Below are 13,573 nucleotides of genomic sequence, written 5' to 3' on the forward strand. Positions count from 1 at the left end.
GACCGCCCCGACCCCGGCCACCCCGGCCGCGACCGCGACCGTCGCGGCCGTCACGGCCACCGCGATCGCGATCGTCGCGACCCTGGTTGCTCGGGCCCTCGAGGTCGGTGAGGTCGACGCCGGTGAAGCCCTCGGGCATGATCTCGCCCTTGTTGATCCAGCACTTCACGCCGATCCGCCCGAACGTCGTCACGGCCTCGTAGAAGCCGTAGTCGATGTCGGCGCGCATCGTGTGCAGCGGGACGCGACCGTCGGCGTAGGACTCGGTGCGGGCCATCTCGGCGCCGCCGAGGCGCCCGGAGACCTGGACCTTGCAGCCCTTCGCGCCGGAGCGCATCGCGCTCGTGAGCGCCCGCTTCATCGCGCGCCGGAAGGCGACGCGGTTGCGGAGCTGCTCGGCGATCGACTGCGCGACGAGGTTCGCGTCGAGCTCGGGCCGCTTGATCTCGAGGATGTTGACCTTGACCTGCTTCTGGGTGATGCGGTGCAGGTCCTTGCGGAGCGCGTCGACCTCGGAGCCGGACTTGCCGATGACGATCCCGGGCCGCGCGGTGTGGATGTTGACCTCGACCTCGTTCGCGTCCTTGCGGATCGTGATGTCGGAGAGGCCGGCGTGCGCGAGCTTGCCCGTGATGTGGTCACGGATGCGGACGTCCTCGTGGAGGTAGTCCGCGAAGTGCTTCTCGTTGAACCAGTTGCTCTTCCAGTCGTGGATGTAGCCCACGCGCATGGACTCTGGATGGACCTTCTGTCCCATCGTCTGTTCCTTACTCCTTCGGCGTGAGCGCGATCGTGAGGTGGCTCGTGCGCTTGCGGATCTTCGTCGCCCGCCCCATCGCCCGCGGGCGGTAGCGGCGGAGCGTCGGGCCCTCGTCGGCGTAGATCGCGTGGATCTTGAGGTCGTCTCCGAGGAGCTCGTGATTATGCTCGGCGTTCGCGACGGCGGACTCGAGGAGCTTCGTCCAGTCCTCGGCGACAGCCCGGTTCGTCGTCGCGAGGATCGCGCGCGCCTCCTCGACGGACTTCCCGCGGAGGTGGTCGCAGACGAGGCGCGCCTTGCGCGCCGACGTGCGGACGTAGCGCGCATGGGCGCGGACGATCTGGGTCTCGCCCGACGGGCGGTCGCGGCGTCGGGAGGGCGCGGCGGCCGGCTCCTTCGTCGCCGCGGGCGCAGCCGCGGGCGCGGGCTCGGGCTCGGGCTCCTCGGCCGCGGGCTCCTCGGCCTCGGGCTCGTCGTCGGCCTCGGGCTCCTCCTCGGCCTCGGCGGGCTCGGCCACCGCCTCGGGCGGAGCCTCGGCCTCGGGCGCGGGATCGCGCTCCGGCGTCTCCTCGACGTCGGCCTCCGGCGTCTCCTCGACGTCCTCGGGCTTCTCGTTCTCGTCGATCATCGGATCAGCGGACCTTCCCGGAGCCGGCGTGGCCGCGGTACGTGCGGCTCGGCGCGAACTCGCCGAGCTTGTGGCCGACCATCGACTCGCTGACGAACACGGGGACGTGCTTGCGCCCGTCGTGCACGGCGATGGTGTGCCCGACCATCTCGGGGAAGATCGTCGAGGTGCGCGACCAGGTCTTCACCATCGTCTTCTTGTTGTCCGCGTTCATCTTCTCGACGCGCGCCAGCAGGCGCTCCTCGACGAACGGGCCCTTCTTGCTCGAACGAGACATGGACTATCGCTTGCCCTTCCCACGCCGGCGCCCGCGCACGATGTAGCGGTCGGACGGCTTGCTCTTCTTGCGGGTGCGGTATCCCAGCGTGGGAACGCCCCACGGGGTGACCGGATGACGGCCCGGCGTGGTGGAACCCTCGCCGCCGCCGTGCGGGTGGTCGACCGGGTTCATGGCCGTGCCGCGCGTCTGGGGGCGGACCCCGAGGTGGCGCTTGCGGCCGGCCTTGCCGATCTTCACGTTCTGGTGGTCGCTGTTGCCGATGACGCCGACGGTCGCGCGGCACTCGTCACGGACCATGCGCATCTCGCCGGAGGGGAGGCGGAGCGTCGCCATGCCGCCCTCCTTCGCCATGAGCTGGATCGACGTGCCGGCCGAGCGGCCGAGCTGGCCTCCGCGGCCGGGCTCGAGCTCGACGTTGTGGATCGTCGTACCCGTCGGCATGTTGGCGAGCGGGAGGCAGTTGCCGACCGCGATGTCGGCGTCGGGCCCCGACACGACCGTCATGCCCACCTTGAGGCGCGCCGGGGCGAGGATGTAGCTCTTCACGCCGTCGACGTAGTGCAGCAGCGCGATGTAGGCGGTGCGGTTCGGGTCGTACTCGATCGCCGCGACCTTCGCGGGGATCCCGTCGCGACGCCGCTTGAAGTCGACGCGCCGGTAGAGGCGCTTCGCACCGCCGCCGCGGTGGCGGGCGGTCTTGCGGCCACGGGCGTTGCGGCCGCCGCTCTTGGTCAGGCCCTCGACGAGCGTCTTCTCGGGCTCGGTCTTCGTGATCTCCGAGAAATCCGGGTAGGTCACGAAGCGCCGGCCGGGGCTCGTGGGCTTCGGCTTGCGGATCGCCATTGGTCAGGTCACCCCTCGAGGCCCTGAAGGCCCTGGAAGATCGGAATGGTGTCGCCCTCGCGCACCTGCACGACCGCCTTCTTCCACTCGCGCGTGCGACCGGACGTGAGGCCGCGGCGCTTCGGCTTCGACTTCACGGTCATCGTGCGGACCTCGACGACCTTCACGTCGAAGAGCGCCTCGATCGCCTGGCGGATCTGGGTCTTGTGCGCGTCGGGGTGGACGCGGAACGTGTACTTGTCGGCGGTCGCGAGCACGTAGCTCTTCTCGCTGACGACGGGACGGATGATGACCTGGCTCGGCTCCATCGCCTACGCCTCCTGGGTGCTGACGGTCGGGGCCTCGCCCTTCGCGCGGGCCGTGAGCTCGCCGAGCGCGGCCTCGGTCGCGAGGACCGACGCGGCGCCGACGAGGTCGGCGACGCCGGTGCCCGTCGCCGGGAGGACCGAGACGTTGGGAAGGTTGCGGAACGAGAGGGCCGTGCGGGCCTCCGCGTCGGTGAGGACGACGAGGACCGAGGACCCGCTGCGCTCGGCGCCGAGCCAGTCGGCGATGAGCGCGGCGGCCGCCTTCGTGGAGGGCGTCTCGAACGCGCTCGGGTCGAAGGCCGCGATCGAGGATCGCTCCGCGTGGACGGACAGGATGCTGCGCAGCGCCGCCCGCTTCTCCTTGCGGTTCACCTTGAAGGTGTAATGGCGCGGGCTCGGGCCGAAGATCGTGCCGCCGCCGGTCCACAGGGGGCTGCGGTTCGAGCCGGCGCGGGCGCGCCCCGTGCCCTTCTGGCGCCACGGCTTCGCGCCGCCGCCGCGGACCATGCCGCGCGTCTTCGTCGCCGCGGTGCCGCGACGACGGGCGGCGAGCTCGGCGCGGACCGACTCGTGGACGAGCGGCCCGTTGAACGGGGCCGAGAACGCGACGTCGTCGAGGGTGACCTTCGACGAGCCGCCGAGGATGGGAGCCTCAGGCATCGGTGCGGACCTCCACGACTCCGTTGCGGGGGCCGGGGACCGCGCCCCGGACGAGAAGCAGGTTCTGCTCGGGATCGATGCGGACGATCTCGAGGCCGCGCTGCGTGACGCGCTTGTTGCCCATCTGCCCGGGTCCGCGGATGCCCTTCATGACGCGCGCCGGCCAGGCGGACGCGCCGATCGAGCCGGGGGCGCGGACGTTGTGCGAGCCGTGCGACTTCGGGCCGGACTGGAAGCCGTGGCGCTTGATGGTGCCCTGGAAGCCCTTGCCCTTCGAGGTGCCCGAGACGCGGATCGTCTCGCCGACCTCGAAGCGCTCGACGGTGACCGTCTCGCCGACCTGCAGCTCGCCGGCCTCGTCGCGGAACTCGACGAGGTGGCGGTGGGGGCCGACGCCCGCCTTGCGCAGGTGGCCGAGCTCGGCCTTCGAGAGATGCTTCTCCTTCGTCGCGCCGAACGCGAGCTGGACGGCCTCGTAGCCGTCGCGGTCCGCGGTGCGGATGCCGGTGACGGGACAGGGCCCGGCCTCGAGCACGGTGACGCGCTCGACGCGGCCGTCGTTGAGGAAGATCTGGGTCATCCCCAGCTTCTTGGCGAGGATCGCGGCCATGGTTATCCGACGAGCTTGATCTCGATGTCGACGCCCGCCGGGAGCGCGTCGAGCCGCTGGAGCGAGTCGACCGTCTTCGGCGTCGGCTGATGGATGTCGATCAGCCGCTTGTGGGTGCGGATCTCGAAGTGCTCGCGCGAGTCCTTGTCCTTGAAGGGCGAGCGGATCACGCAGTAGACGTTCTTCTCCGTCGGCAGCGGGACGGGACCGGACACGGTTGCGCCGGTGCGCGTCGCCGTCTCGACGATCTCCTTCGCCGCGGCCTCGATGGCCTGGTGGTCGTAGGCCTTGAGGCGGATGCGGATCTTGTTCTGTGTGGCGATGGCCATGAAAGTCTCGGTTCCGTCTGCGTCCGGTGTCAGTCTTGTGCTGCCTGTTTGCGCGCCGAGGGCGGATCCCGTGGCCGACCGGGTTCCGCCCAGGTCCTGCGCGTCTATGTCCTTCGCGCCGCGGGGCGGGCTGGGGAGCCCGCCCCGAGTCGCGTGCTACACGTGCTACTCGATGATCTCCGTGACGACGCCGGACCCGACGGTGCGGCCGCCCTCGCGGATCGCGAAGCGCAGACCGACGTCCATGGCGATCGGCTGGATGAGCTCGATCTCCATCTGGACGTTGTCGCCCGGCATGACCATCTCGGTGCCCTCAGGCAGGTTCGCGACCCCGGTCACGTCCGTCGTGCGGAAGTAGAACTGGGGGCGGTAGCCGGTGAAGAACGGCGTGTGGCGGCCGCCCTCCTCCTTCTTGAGGACGTAGACCTCGGCCTTGTACTTCGTGTGCGGCGTGATCGAGCCGGGCTTGCAGAGAACCTGCCCGCGCTCGATCTCCTCGCGCTTCGTGCCACGGAGGAGGCAGCCGACGTTCTCGCCGGCGCGCCCTTCGTCGAGGATCTTGCGGAACATCTCGACGCCGGTCACGACGGTCTTCGTCGTGTCCTTGATGCCGACGATCTCGACCTCGTCGCCCGTCTTGACGATGCCCTGCTCGATGCGGCCCGTCGCGACGGTGCCGCGGCCGGTGATCGAGAAGACGTCCTCGACCGGCATCAGGAACGGCTTGTCGAGGTCGCGCTCCGGCTCCGGGATGTAGGAGTCGAGCGCGTCGGCGAGCTCGAAGATCTTCTGCTTGTACTCCTCGTCGCCCTCGAGGGCCTTGAGCGCCGAGCCCGTGATGAACGGGATGTCGTCGCCCGGGAAGTCGTACTCGCTGAGGAGGTCACGGACCTCGACCTCGACGAGCTCGAGGAGCTCCTCGTCGTCGACCATGTCGGCCTTGTTGAGGAAGACGACGATGTAGGGGACGCCGACCTGACGGGCGAGGAGGATGTGCTCACGCGTCTGCGGCATGGGGCCGTCGGCGGCGGAGACGACGAGGATCGCGCCGTCCATCTGCGCCGCGCCCGTGATCATGTTCTTCACGTAGTCGGCGTGGCCGGGGCAGTCGACGTGCGCGTAGTGACGGGTGTCCGTCTGGTACTCGACGTGGGACGTCGCGATCGTGATGCCGCGCTCCTTCTCCTCCGGAGCGTTGTCGATCTCGGCGAACGACTTCGCCGACCCGCCCGACTTCTCGGCGAGCACGGTCGTGATCGCGGCGGTCAGCGTCGTCTTGCCATGGTCGATGTGACCGATCGTGCCGACGTTGACGTGCGGCTTGTCGCGCTCGAACTTCTCCTTCGCCATCTGACGTTCGCTCCTCGTGGATCTCTGCTTGGGGGTGGCCCGCCGACTCTCAGCGAACCAGGGAAAGCTATCTCAAAGACCGCGCTGCGTGCGGTCCGACCGGACCGTGCGGCAGGCCGGACCCGACCGGGGGTCGGATCAGGCCGTCACCGCGTCGCCCGTCCGCTCGCCGACGATCTTCTCGGCGATGTTCGGGGGGACTTCCTCGTACTTCTCGAACTGCATCGTGTAGGTCGCACGGCCCTGCGTGTTGGACCGCATGTCCGTCGCGTAGCCGAACATCTCGCTCAGCGGCGCGAAGCCGGTGACGGCCACCGCGGTGCCGCGGCGCTCCTGGCCCTCGATGCGACCGCGACGACGGCTGAGGTCGCCGATGATGTCGCCGAGGAACTCCTCCGGCGTGACGACCTCGACCTTGAAGATCGGCTCGAGGAGCACCGGCTTCGCGCGCTTCGTCGCCTCCTTGAAGGCGAGGGAGCCGGCGACCTTGAAGGCGATCTCCGACGAGTCGGTCTCGTGGTACTTGCCGTCCGTGAGCGTCACGCGGACGTCGACCATCGGATAGCCGGCCTTGACGCCGTTGGCCATCGCCTCCTCGCAGCCCTTCTCGACCGCGGGGATGAACTCGGTCGGGACCGAGCCGCCCTTGATCTTCGAGACGAAGTCGAAGCCCTCGCCCGGCGCCGGCTCGACGTCGATGTAGACGACGCCGTACTGACCCGAGCCGCCGGTCTGGCGGACGAACTTGCCCTCGACCTTCTCGGCGGTGCCGCGGATGGTCTCGCGGTAGGAGACCTGCGGCTTGCCGACGTTCGCCTCGACGTTGAACTCGCGCTTCATGCGGTCGACGAGGACCTCGAGGTGGAGCTCGCCCATGCCGGAGATCTCGGTCTGCCCGGTCTCCTCGTTCGTCTGGACGACGAAGGTCGGGTCCTCCTCGGCGAGACGGCCGAGCGCGACCGACATCTTCTCCTGGTCGGACTTCGTCTTCGGCTCGACGGCGACCTTGATGACCGGCTCCGGGAAGGTCATCGACTCGAGCTTCACCGGGGCGTCCGGCGCGCAGAGGGTGTCGCCGGTGACGATCTGCTTGATCCCGACGCCCGCGGCGATGTCGCCCGCGTAGACCGTGTTGACCTCCTCGCGGTCGTTCGCGTGCATCATCAGCAGGCGGCCGACGCGCTCGGTCTTGCCGGTCGAGACGTTGAGGACGCGCCCGCCGGCGTCGAGCTTGCCGGAGTAGACGCGGAAGTACGTGAGCTTGCCGACGAACGGGTCGGCCATGATCTTGAACGCGAGCGCGGCGAACGAACCGCTGTCGTCGGCCTCGCGCGTGGCGGGCTCGCCGTCGCTGCCGTCCTTGTTCGGGATGACGCCCTCGACCGGCGGCACGTCGAGCGGGCTCGGGAGGTAGTCGATGACCGCGTCGAGCAGCGGCTGGACGCCCTTGTTCTTGAAGGACGAGCCGCAGAGGATCGGGGTGATCGCGATGTCGAGCGTCGCCTTGCGGATCGCGGACTTGATCCGGTCGACCGGGAGGTCGGCCTCCTCGAGGATGAGCTCCATGAGCTCGTCGTCGTAGTTGGAGATCTCGTCGAGCATCTTCTCGCGCGCGGCCTCGGCCTCGTCGGCCATGTCCGCGGGGATGTCGACGACCTGGATGTCCTTGCCGAGGTCGTCCCCGTAGAGGATCGCCTTCATCTGGACGAGGTCGATGATCCCCTGGAACTCCGACTCCGCGCCGATCGGGAGCTGGATCGGCACCGGGTTCGCGCCGAGGCGGTCGACCATCGTCTGGACGCTCATCTCGAACGACGCGCCGAGCTTGTCCATCTTGTTGCAGTAGGCGATCCGCGGGACGTTGTACTTGTCCGCCTGGCGCCAGACCGTCTCCGACTGCGGCTCGACGCCGGCCGCCGCGTCGAACGTCGCGATCGCGCCGTCGAGGACGCGCAGCGAGCGCTCGACCTCGACGGTGAAGTCGACGTGGCCGGGCGTGTCGATGATGTTGATGCGGTGACCGAGCCACTCACAGGTCGTCGCGGCGGACGTGATCGTGATGCCGCGCTCCTGCTCCTGCTCCATCCAGTCCATCTGGGCGGCGCCGTCGTGGACCTCGCCGATCTTGTGGGAGCGACCGGTGTAGTAGAGGATGCGCTCCGTCGTGGTCGTCTTGCCGGCGTCGATGTGCGCCATGATCCCGATGTTGCGGGTCTTCTCGAGTGGGAATGAGCGTGCCATTGAGTCAGGTTCTCGATCGTCTGGGCAAAAGAAACGGGCCCCTCGGGCCCGCGCAAGCAGCAGGGGGATTGTCCCTCGGCTCTCGCGCTATGTGCCCGTGGTCTCCATCGTGGCGCAGCGTACGGCCCCCGGGCGGACTCACGTGAGCTCCGACCTCCCGAGGGCGGCTGCGGACCATAGCAGATCGACCCCCGCCCGAAAGGCCTCTCCGGGCGCCGCTCAGGCGGCGCGCGTGGCCCTCGCCATCGCGGGCGTCGCGGGCGTCGTCGCGCTCGTCATCGCGACGTTCACGCCGATCATCGAGATCACCGTCGGGGGCGGGGCGGAGGTCGCCGCCGACATCGATCGCAGCCTCTCCGGTCTCGACCGTCACAGCGTCGCGCTCCTCCTCATCGCCGGGGTCGCGGGGGCGCTCCACGCGGGCGCGCTGCGCGGGTCGCGGCCGGCCATGCTCGCCGTCGCGGGGCTCGGCGCCCTCGTCCTCGCGATCGCCGTCCTCTCCGACGTCCCGGACCTCGACCGCACGGGCCAGGTCGGCGAGCTCTACGAGGAGGCGAGCGCGAGCGCGGGGACGGGCTTCTACCTCGAGACGCTCGGAGGGGCGCTCCTCCTCGTCGCGGGGGGCGGCCTGCTCGTCCTCGCGGACCCGGCGCGGCGCGCGCCCGCGGGGCGGTCGGCCTCCCCGGAGCGGGAGACCGACCGCCGTCCGCGCTAGTTGTCGAGGGAGACGGCGAAGCCGCAGCGCGTGCCGGGCCCGTACGGCCCGTCGCCACCCGGCGGCGTGCTCTCCTTCGCGATGATGGCCCCTCGGAACTCGTAGGCGGTGCCGTCCGGCGCCACCGCGACGCTCGCGTCGTCGTCGAGGTCGAGGAGGACCGTCGAGTCACCGCTCGTCACGCGGTCGATGTTCCGGTCGGCCTCTGCGGTGGCGATGTTGAGGAACTCGGGATCGCCGTCGAGGAGGTCGCCGCCGCCGCTGTCGAGGAGCGCGCCGTCCACGCTCGTGCGGATGAAGATCTCCGCGACGAGGGATGGCGTCGCGCCCGTCCCGGCATCGCTGTCGACGAAGCACTTCCCGTAGACCTCGAAGGGGCCGACATCGCGGAGCTTCACCTCGGTCGCGTTCGCACGCGCGGTCGCCTCGTCCGCGTTCGCGACCGACGCGTCCACGAACGTGAGCTTCCCGAGGGGGGTCCTGCCCGTGACGGCGTCCGCGGTGAGGGCGCGGGCGGCGAGGGTCGCGTTGTCGGCCGCCGCCGCCGAGGCGGCCTTGCCGGCGCGCGCCGCGGCGATGATCTCGCTCGCGTTGAGGTTGTCGAGCCGGTCCGCGTTGAGGCGCGGGACGATGCCCGTCGCCTCGTTGCTCAGCGTGAACGGCACCGAGCCCTTCGTCGCGAACGCGGCGGCAGGTCCATCGGAGAGGTTGACGTGGCGCGTGCACTCCTTCGTCGGTCGCCGGCACCCGTAGATGGCGGCGCCGCCCGCGTTGGAGCCCTCGGAGACGTTCGACTGCCGCGTTCCGTACTCCTCGCCCGTGACGCGCGAGATGATGCGCGTCTCCTCCGTCGCCGTCCCGTTGCGCACGCCCTCGCGCAGCGTGTCCCCGGTCGTCGCGGTCACGGTCGCCGCGCCGGCGAGGACGAAGACGATGACCGATCCCCCGAGCAGGGCTCGGGGCGAGGCGCCGCGGAGACGCGCGAGGCGGCGTCGCCGTCCCGGCTCGGGGTCGGCGTCGACCGCCGTCCAGTCGATGTGCGGGTCCATGGTGGTCCTCCCGGTCGGGGCGCGGGGATCGATCTCCCCGCGCCGCTCTGTGAACGGCGCCAGCCTCTCGCACTTCCCCCCGCTGCGGTGCGACGTGAGACGAGACTGAGACCAGGCCCGGAACGACGGACGCCGCCCGGAGGGCGGCGTCGAGGACCGGCGGTGTCGCGGGGAGCGACTACCAGCGGTAGTGCGCGAAGGCCTTGTTGGCCTGCGCCATGCGGTAGATGTCGTCCTTGCGCTTGTAGGCGCCGCCCTGGCTGTTCTGCGCGTCGATGAGCTCGTTGGCGACGCGCTGCGCCATCGTCTTCTCGCGGCGCTGGCGGGCGAACTCGACGAGCCAGCGGATCGCGAGCGTGCGAGCGCGGCGCGCCGGGACCTCGACGGGCACCTGGTAGGTCGCGCCGCCGACGCGGCGGGAGCGGACCTCGAGGTTCGGCGTGAGGGCCTTGAGCGAGAGCTCGAGCGCCTCGACGGGCTCCTTGCCCGTCTTCTCGGAGACGATCGCGAGCGCGTCGTAGACGATGCGCTCGGCGGTGCTCTTCTTGCCGTCGAGCATCACCTTGTTGACGAGCTGCTGGACGAGGCGCGAGCGGTGGATGGCGTCCGGCTCGATGGGCCGGATCTGGGCTGCGGCGCGGCGGGGCATCTGAGACCTACTTGCTCTTCTTGACCCCGTACTGCGACCGCGCCTTCTTGCGGTCGCTGACGCCGGCGGCGTCGAGGGTCCCACGGACGACCTTGTAACGCACGCCCGGCAGGTCCTTGACGCGGCCGCCACGCACGAGCACGACGCTGTGCTCCTGGAGGTTGTGGCCCTCGCCCGGGATGTACGCCGTCACCTCGATGCCGCCGCTGATGCGAACGCGCGCGACCTTGCGCAGCGCGGAGTTCGGCTTCTTCGGCGTCGTCGTGAAGACGCGGGTGCAGACGCCGCGACGCTGCGGAGCAGCGACCTGCTTCTTGCGGCCCTTGCCGGACTTGAGACCGGGGGTCGCGAGCTTCTTGCTCTTCGGCGTCCGGCCCTTGCGGACGAGCTGACTGGTCGTAGGCATGCGACGCGGGATCGTAGCAGCGATCACTCTGCGACCCCGCCCATCCCCCGCCGCGCGCCCTCCCGGCGTCCGGGCGGCGCGGAAAGGTGGTAGGAAGCGGTCATGGCCGCCCTCAACCCGCTGCGGATCGCCTCCGACCTCGAGCGCCTCGTCCGCGCCGTCGGCGTCCTGCCCAAGATGGCGAAGGACGTCACGCGGATGACCGACGGGGTGCACGCGATGCGGGAGGCCGTCGAGGAGCTGCCGCCGCTTCTCCGCGACCTCGTCGCGACCGTCGAGCAGCTCAACGTCGAGGTCGAGGGCATGCACCGCGATGTCGTCGTCATCGGCGACCGCCTCGAGCCGCTCGCGACGGCCCTCGAGCCGGTCGCGCCGTCGCTCGCGGGCCTCGAGCCGCGGCTCGAGCAGATGATGGGCGAGATGCAGGGGCTGCGGAAGGACCTCGGGCGCCTGCCGTTCATGGGCAGCCGCCGGCGGGCGCTGCGCGGCGAGCACGCCGCGCCCGAGGCCGCGATCGACGACGACGCGCCGCCGCCGGCCCACGACGACGCGGCGTAGGCAGCGGGCCCGGGCTCGACCCGGACGCCGCTGCGATCGGCGGATCCGGCCTCAGGCCGCGGCCGGAGCGACGGACGCCCGGCGGGCAGCCTCGCTCGAGCGGACCGGCGCGGGCGTGAGCGCGCTCGCGACGATGACCATGATGAAGGCGAGCGACTGGAGGACGATCCCGAGCGCGTCGCTCGGCATCGGGTCGCCGAAGACGATGATCCCGCCGGCGATGCAGGCGACGTTCGCCGTCGTGCCCGTGATCGCGATGACCTCGACGGCGCCGCCGTCCTGGAGCGACCGCGCGGAAGCGTAGAAGGCGGTCGCCGAGGCGGCCGCGGCGAGGACGAGCCAGGGGCTCACGAGCGCGACGAGGCCGTCGTGGCCGACGAGCTCCGTGAGGGCCTTCACGGCGACGTTGCAGACGCCGAAGAGGATGCCGGTCGCCGCGGCGAGCATGACCCCGTGGTGCTCGGCGGGAGCACCGGCGCGCGGGCCGAGGAGGAGGAGGCCGCCGAGACCGAGGAGCCCGGCCTCGAAGGCGACGATCGTCGCGAGACGGAACCCGCCGCCCCCGCCACTGGTCGGCATCGTGATCGCGAGGAGCGCGAGCCCGACGCCCATGAGGCCGAGGCCCCACCACTGGCGGCGCTCGACGCTGAACCCGAAGATCCGGTCCGCCATGACGGCGATGAGCACCACGCCGCCGGAGAGCACGACCTGGACGGTCGACAGCGGGGCGAGCGCGATCGCGCCGACGTGGAAGACCCAGCCGACGAAGCCCAGGAGCATGCCGAGCGCGAACCACTTCGACCGCCACAGCGAGATGGCGGTGCGCAGCGGGTGACGCACGTCGACCGCAGGAGCTTCGTTGCAGCCGCGGTGCTTGTAGAAGAAGCCCAGGTTGGCGGCGAGCGCGCAGAGCAGGGCGAGGAGGATTCCGAGCTGGAGAGTCATGCAGAAGGGGGGTGGCCGGGCCGCCGATGGATCTCGGTCGGCGGTGTGCGATCAGCCCCTCTATCGGCCTCGGTGGCAGGTGGCTTGATCGGCGCCGGCTCCGCAAAGGGTAGCGAGGTTCCCGGAGAGGTACACCGATTGCCGCGAGTTGGCACTCTGTCGTCACGCATGTCCAGCAGAAATGCGGATCGACCCCTGCTCCTCGTCGACGTCGACGGGGTCATCTCGCTCTTCGGGTTCCCACCGGACGAACGTCCAGTCGGCACCTGGGCGCAGATCGACGGCATCGCCCATCTCCTTTCGTCCGAGGCGGCTGCTCACCTCCTCGACCTCGCGTCGGACTACGATCTGGTGTGGTGCACGGGGTGGGAGGAGCGCGCCGATGAGCACCTCCCCCACCTGCTCGGGCTCCCGCGGCTCCCGTGGCTGAGCTTCGACCGCAACCCGGGCCGCTCGCGCGCCCACTGGAAGCTCGCGGCGATCGACGCCTACGCGGGCACCCGAAGGCCCGTCGCCTGGCTCGACGACGCGCTCGACGAGCACTGCGACACCTGGGCGGACGAGCGGCAGCGCGGGGGCGGGCCGACGCTCCTCGTGCGGACCGCCCCCGCCGTCGGCCTCACGGCGGCCGAGCGAGACGTGCTGCGCACCTGGGCGCGCGCCCCCGTCACGAGCGACCCGAGAGCGCCTGCCCCCCACCGGGCCCGGCGCTGAGCCGTCAGCTCCAGACGGTCCGGGCGCGGACGTCGTAGTCGGCCCGCTCGCCGGCCGCCGCCGCGGCGAGGGCGCGCTCCTCGTCCCCGGCGTGCACGTAGCGGAGCGACGAGGGGCCCACCTGCCTCGTCCACGCGCGGTGGAACGCCTCGGCGCGGTCCTTCCGACGCGCGAGGTCGGCGGGGACCGCGTGCCATCGGTCATCCAGGGGCGCCCGCCCCGTCAGCGCGCGGCCGAGCATCGCGAGCCCGCCGCGCCCCGGCACGCGCATGGGGCGCGAGACGAGGTAGCGCGGGGCGTCGACGACGTCGAGGAGCTGGGTGAGGGCGTCGGCGAGCAGCCGGGCGTGCGTCGCCGTCCCCTCCCGCAGCCGGCAGCGCAGGTACCCGGAGGTCCGGGGCTCGACGACCAGCGATGCGGCGACCGGGGCCGGGAGCTCGCCGAGCTCGACGTACGCGTCGACGACGGCGCGTGCCGCGGCGCCGAGCGGGATCCGGGGCGGGGCGAGCGCCGCCCCGGATCCCGCTC

General features: G+C 71.0%; 17 protein-coding genes and 1 pseudogene. 3 read left to right on the plus strand and 15 right to left on the minus strand.

Annotated elements, in window-relative coordinates:
• From rpsC to fusA, 10 genes are all read right to left on the minus strand, one after another.
• Positions 1 to 757, minus strand: a 757-nt coding sequence (gene rpsC / locus ACME2J_RS20380; RefSeq protein WP_495546783.1) for a 30S ribosomal protein S3, incomplete at its 3' end; no start/stop codon positions are given.
• Positions 758 to 767: 10 nt separating this feature from the next.
• Positions 768 to 1,388 carry a 50S ribosomal protein L22 gene (gene rplV, locus ACME2J_RS20385; protein ID WP_495546784.1) on the minus strand — a complete coding sequence of 207 codons (621 nt, stop codon included), beginning with the start codon at positions 1,386 to 1,388 and terminating at the stop codon, positions 768 to 770.
• 4 nt (positions 1,389 to 1,392) lie between these two features.
• The gene (rpsS, locus tag ACME2J_RS20390) at positions 1,393 to 1,665 is read right to left on the minus strand and encodes a 30S ribosomal protein S19 (RefSeq protein WP_495546785.1); all 273 of its coding nucleotides are present in this window, start codon (positions 1,663 to 1,665) and stop codon (positions 1,393 to 1,395) included.
• 3 nt (positions 1,666 to 1,668) lie between these two features.
• Complete coding sequence (rplB, locus tag ACME2J_RS20395; RefSeq protein WP_495546786.1) at positions 1,669 to 2,511, minus strand: 50S ribosomal protein L2; 843 nt, start codon at positions 2,509 to 2,511, stop codon at positions 1,669 to 1,671.
• 8 nt (positions 2,512 to 2,519) lie between these two features.
• On the minus strand, positions 2,520 to 2,819 hold the full coding sequence (rplW, locus tag ACME2J_RS20400) for a 50S ribosomal protein L23 (protein WP_495546787.1): 300 nt from the start codon (positions 2,817 to 2,819) through the stop codon (positions 2,520 to 2,522).
• Between the two features lie 3 nt (positions 2,820 to 2,822).
• Positions 2,823 to 3,479 carry a 50S ribosomal protein L4 gene (gene rplD / locus ACME2J_RS20405; RefSeq protein WP_495546788.1) on the minus strand — a complete coding sequence of 219 codons (657 nt, stop codon included), beginning with the start codon at positions 3,477 to 3,479 and terminating at the stop codon, positions 2,823 to 2,825.
• Positions 3,472 to 4,089, minus strand: coding sequence for a 50S ribosomal protein L3 (gene rplC, locus ACME2J_RS20410; RefSeq protein ID WP_495546789.1), 618 nt, complete (start codon positions 4,087 to 4,089; stop codon positions 3,472 to 3,474). The genes rplD and rplC overlap by 8 nt, the downstream gene beginning before the upstream one ends.
• A 2-nt stretch (positions 4,090 to 4,091) precedes the next feature.
• Positions 4,092 to 4,418: a 30S ribosomal protein S10 gene (rpsJ, locus tag ACME2J_RS20415; RefSeq protein ID WP_495546790.1), complete on the minus strand. Its 327-nt coding sequence runs from the start codon at positions 4,416 to 4,418 to the stop codon at positions 4,092 to 4,094.
• A 165-nt stretch (positions 4,419 to 4,583) separates the two neighbouring features.
• On the minus strand, positions 4,584 to 5,768 hold the full coding sequence (gene tuf, locus ACME2J_RS20420) for an elongation factor Tu (RefSeq protein ID WP_495546791.1): 1,185 nt from the start codon (positions 5,766 to 5,768) through the stop codon (positions 4,584 to 4,586).
• A 138-nt stretch (positions 5,769 to 5,906) separates the two neighbouring features.
• Complete coding sequence (gene fusA, locus ACME2J_RS20425; RefSeq protein WP_495546792.1) at positions 5,907 to 8,009, minus strand: elongation factor G; 2,103 nt, start codon at positions 8,007 to 8,009, stop codon at positions 5,907 to 5,909.
• A 232-nt stretch (positions 8,010 to 8,241) separates the two neighbouring features.
• Between fusA and ACME2J_RS20430 the strand changes: the two genes are divergently transcribed.
• Positions 8,242 to 8,724 carry a hypothetical protein gene (locus ACME2J_RS20430; RefSeq protein ID WP_495546793.1) on the plus strand — a complete coding sequence of 161 codons (483 nt, stop codon included), beginning with the start codon at positions 8,242 to 8,244 and terminating at the stop codon, positions 8,722 to 8,724.
• Here ACME2J_RS20430 and ACME2J_RS20435 read toward each other — a convergent pair.
• From ACME2J_RS20435 to rpsL, 3 genes are all read right to left on the minus strand, one after another.
• The gene (locus tag ACME2J_RS20435) at positions 8,721 to 9,773 is read right to left on the minus strand and encodes a hypothetical protein (protein ID WP_495546794.1); all 1,053 of its coding nucleotides are present in this window, start codon (positions 9,771 to 9,773) and stop codon (positions 8,721 to 8,723) included. The two genes, ACME2J_RS20430 and ACME2J_RS20435, sit on opposite strands and share 4 nt — an antisense overlap.
• Positions 9,774 to 9,951: 178 nt before the next feature.
• Positions 9,952 to 10,422, minus strand: a complete 471-nt coding sequence (gene rpsG / locus ACME2J_RS20440) for a 30S ribosomal protein S7 (RefSeq protein ID WP_495546795.1) — start codon at positions 10,420 to 10,422, stop codon at positions 9,952 to 9,954.
• A 7-nt stretch (positions 10,423 to 10,429) separates the two neighbouring features.
• On the minus strand, positions 10,430 to 10,828 hold the full coding sequence (gene rpsL, locus ACME2J_RS20445) for a 30S ribosomal protein S12 (RefSeq protein ID WP_495546796.1): 399 nt from the start codon (positions 10,826 to 10,828) through the stop codon (positions 10,430 to 10,432).
• A 102-nt stretch (positions 10,829 to 10,930) separates the two neighbouring features.
• Between rpsL and ACME2J_RS20450 the strand changes: the two genes are divergently transcribed.
• Positions 10,931 to 11,386, plus strand: coding sequence for a hypothetical protein (locus tag ACME2J_RS20450; RefSeq protein WP_495546797.1), 456 nt, complete (start codon positions 10,931 to 10,933; stop codon positions 11,384 to 11,386).
• 51 nt (positions 11,387 to 11,437) lie between these two features.
• Here ACME2J_RS20450 and ACME2J_RS20455 read toward each other — a convergent pair whose 3' ends face one another.
• Positions 11,438 to 12,331, minus strand: coding sequence for a hypothetical protein (locus ACME2J_RS20455; protein WP_495546798.1), 894 nt, complete (start codon positions 12,329 to 12,331; stop codon positions 11,438 to 11,440).
• 168 nt (positions 12,332 to 12,499) lie between these two features.
• Here ACME2J_RS20455 and ACME2J_RS20460 point away from each other — a divergent pair, with 168 nt between their 5' ends.
• Positions 12,500 to 13,045 (plus strand): HAD domain-containing protein, encoded by a 546-nt coding sequence (locus tag ACME2J_RS20460; RefSeq protein WP_495546799.1) that lies wholly within the window; start codon positions 12,500 to 12,502, stop codon positions 13,043 to 13,045.
• A gap of 4 nt (positions 13,046 to 13,049) precedes the next feature.
• On the opposite strand, the pseudogene ACME2J_RS20465 reads toward ACME2J_RS20460, so the two are convergent.
• Positions 13,050 to 13,573, minus strand: a pseudogene (locus ACME2J_RS20465) (hypothetical protein); the annotation flags it as partial.

Source organism: Paraconexibacter sp., from assembly GCF_059438195.1.